This is a genomic window from Caldisericum sp. (assembly GCF_049967455.1).
Lineage (GTDB): Bacteria > Caldisericota > Caldisericia > Caldisericales > Caldisericaceae > Caldisericum > Caldisericum exile_A.
The window spans coordinates 1-3,034 of sequence record NZ_JBMFSR010000076.1; the positions used below are offsets into that span (position 1 = coordinate 1).

At 32.8% G+C, this 3,034-nt stretch carries 2 protein-coding genes and 1 riboswitch; both genes read right to left on the reverse strand.

Annotated features, from left to right (window positions below):
- Positions 1 to 483 precede the first annotated feature (483 nt).
- Entirely contained in the window at positions 484 to 1,854 is a 1,371-nt protein-coding gene (locus ACP5SP_RS07700) for an extracellular solute-binding protein (RefSeq protein WP_428076468.1), read from the reverse strand.
- A riboswitch (molybdenum cofactor riboswitch) is annotated at positions 1,846 to 1,965 on the reverse strand. Its footprint overlaps the gene before it by 9 nt.
- On the reverse strand, positions 1,962 to 2,102 hold the full coding sequence (locus tag ACP5SP_RS07705; protein WP_424587187.1) for a hypothetical protein: 141 nt from the start codon (positions 2,100 to 2,102) through the stop codon (positions 1,962 to 1,964). (Overlaps the previous riboswitch by 4 nt.)
- Positions 2,103 to 3,034 lie beyond the last annotated feature (932 nt).

Below are 3,034 nucleotides of genomic sequence, written 5' to 3' on the forward strand. Positions count from 1 at the left end.
CTTCGTTCCTCGGATTGGCAATTCTTTGGTGTATTTGGGGGAGTATTGAGGGGGGTTGTTGCCCCCTCAAAATGGTTGTCATTCCGAAGCCGCTTTTAACCAATATTCTAAATCATCATTCGAATTGAATTTCGCAAAGAAGACATCTTTTTGTACAATATCTTTAGCTATTTTTATTTTGCCTTTAATAAAGTAGCCTCCATCGGATATTAGCACAACTGAGTTTCCTTCCTATGAGTCTATTCCCCCCAAATGTTCTTAAAAAACCTGTTTTACAGTGTCTTTAGTAATTTTGATGTTAGATGAAAAAGTCCTCGAAAAAGCTACACTGAAAGAGAATTCAACGAAAGAGAAAAGGATTACCAAAATTAATACAATTTTTAATCAGTTTCATAAAAAACCCCCTCTTTTTTAACTTTATTATTCCCCCTGCAATTTATTGCAGGGGGAAATCAAGAGTAGGTGAAGTAATTATTGAAAATTTTATTTCATAATCCCCATTCTTACAGGTGCAGGTAATTTATAAATATCTGGATATGCTTTGAATGGAACAAAAGGTTGCCCTGATTTCTCAAAAACACTTTTACCGTATTTAAGTAAATATAGTACAAATCTTTGTGCAAACTCTTTTTCTGGTGCATTGTTTGGAATCGTAAGTCCATATAGAATTGGCGCACCTTTTACAACTGTACCATCCTTTAGTGTTAAAGATGCTTTTTCATACCAGTCCGTAAGATCAGGATTTCCGAGATTGAGTTCGTCTGGAAAAGAGATATATTTTAGATTATTTTGCACGGCAACTGACTCATATTCAAAGGCATAGTCAAGCTCATTTGCTTGAAGTAAAGCAACGAGCTCAACTGATTTTGGACGGATATTTTTCGGTTTAGTTGCATTTAAAAGGCTTTGGTAGAGTTGGGGCTTTTTATAATACTGCTCTGCAAGTTGGAACATAAGAAGTGTCCTATAACCACAAGGATCTGAGTTTGGTTCTGCATATCCAAAATCAACATCTTTTCTTAATAGTATTTCATGCCAATTATTTGAATTTATTTCATTTGCATATTTGCTCTTATCGGTATAGCACAATACAAGTTTGTTTGTGGCAAAAACGATGTACCAATCGGTGTACTTTGGTATAAGATACTGTGGAATAAGGAAAAAATCGGCAAGTGCAACAACATCATATTCTTTTTTTAGTTCAGTTATCTGTTTTACTGCATCAACGCTTCCTGCTGAAAAATCCTCAAAAGTAATATCTACATTTAGTTTTGCATAATAATTCTTGAAATTGTTTTCAAGAGTTCTTAAAGGTTGTGTTAGGCTTCCTGCATGAATTACCTTTAATATCAAAGATTTTTTATTTGCAAGTGGTTTCTGTTGGTAAATAATCTTGATCGTCCTATTTGAGGGATTCCATTCCACATTTGCACCAATTGATTCCGAAATAAATCTCACTGGCACAAGCGTTCTTCCTGATTGTTTTTCAATAAAGGGAGCAACATCAAGAGGTAATTCTTTTCCGTCAACAATTGCAACCTTTGATCCAATCTTTAGGATAATTGTATGCAAATCGAAAACAAGAGTAATAGTTTTGTCATTTGGATTGTAATCTACATAGCCGCCGAAAGCTTCGGATACAAATCTTAAAGGAACAAGAGTTCTTCCATTTTGAATAATAGGTTTACTCTCAAGAGGAACCGGTTTAAAATTCAAAGAAGCAACATTTTTTCCAATTGAAAGCTCAACAACACCGCTTGAATCACCAAGAGCAACTTTGCTACCAAATGAAAAGTTAAAACTGACAGTTAGAAGGAAAACTAACAACAGCAAAACATTTGTTACTTTTTTCATCTCTTACCTCCTTTGCAAAATGGCAGGCATAACAGTTTCCCATTATACCCTATCGCCAAAGCACCATGAGGTTTCCCTCTTAGGTATCTTTGGTCGGAGTTATCTCATTATAACAATTTTTGTATAATCTCAAAATATCCAAGGAGATTGTTGTTTTCGTCTCTTACTGCAACCATATATTCTTTTACTTTTTCATTTTCACACATAAGTATTGTGTTTTTGCCCTTCACAAGCTCGTTAAATTCCATAAAGGATGATTTTCTTCAAATTTTCATTGTGGCAGTTAAAAATGGATTTTCCAATAAGATCTGTTGCAAATCTATCCCTGTCTTTCAACACCTTATCTTTATCCTGTAAATTTCTCCTAAGCCCTTAAGAAACTTTTTTCAGATTTATCAATCCCATTATGAATGCCTGTAGCATTAATTCTTATTGTTATTTTTTGGCATTAATTCTCTTAGCTATAATGTTTCTTTTTCAAAATAAACTCTAAAATAGACAAGGTTTATTTGGTTTCTTTATAAAAGTGGAGATGATGAAAACTTTTATAAAAGAATAAAACAACTCAAGGGAATTTTTACATTTCTTCTTTGCATTTATTATTCAAATGAACCTTTTGTAAATATTAACTTAAGCGATGACCAAAATTTTTCACATATTTTCTTTAGATTTTCTTTAGGTAAAAGTTAAATTTTTATGAGGGTCATGCGAAAAAATCCTCAAATTGAGACGAAAAAGGTAACTGATAAAACTACCAAACCCGCTCTGAAAAGAGTTACTTGTATTGATGAGAAAGGAAAAAATCGTAAATTGTGCAAAATTTTTGTATAAATGCAAAAATTAGTAAAACAATACCACACTTTGTAAATTTTAAAAATTCCTCGAAAATTCTCAAAATTTTACGGAACTTTTTTGTGTGTTTCCATATCTAATATATGAGAAAAAAATTGAGGAATCTTTTGAGAACTTTTTTATGAGGTTGTGAGTCTTAATCCTTTGTAATCCACGATCCTTATCAGTGGATTCTATATATGAAGAAAAGAATTTTTTGATTAAAGTGAAAAATTCTTACTAAAAGGTATTGACAAGAGAGAGATGATAAAATATAGTTGAAGAGGAGCGGAATCTCCCTCGAAAAGTGAGGCGATGAGTTTCAAGCGCGTGCAAAGCTCCGTGGATA

Bases quoted from the DNA above. Each gene is read 5' to 3' on its own strand.
- ACP5SP_RS07700 (WP_428076468.1), bottom strand. From the start codon at position 1,854: ATGAAAAAAGTAACAAATGTTTTGCTGTTGTTAGTTTTCCTTCTAACT.
- ACP5SP_RS07705 (WP_424587187.1), bottom strand. From the start codon at position 2,102: ATGGAATTTAACGAGCTTGTGAAGGGCAAAAACACAATACTTATGTGT.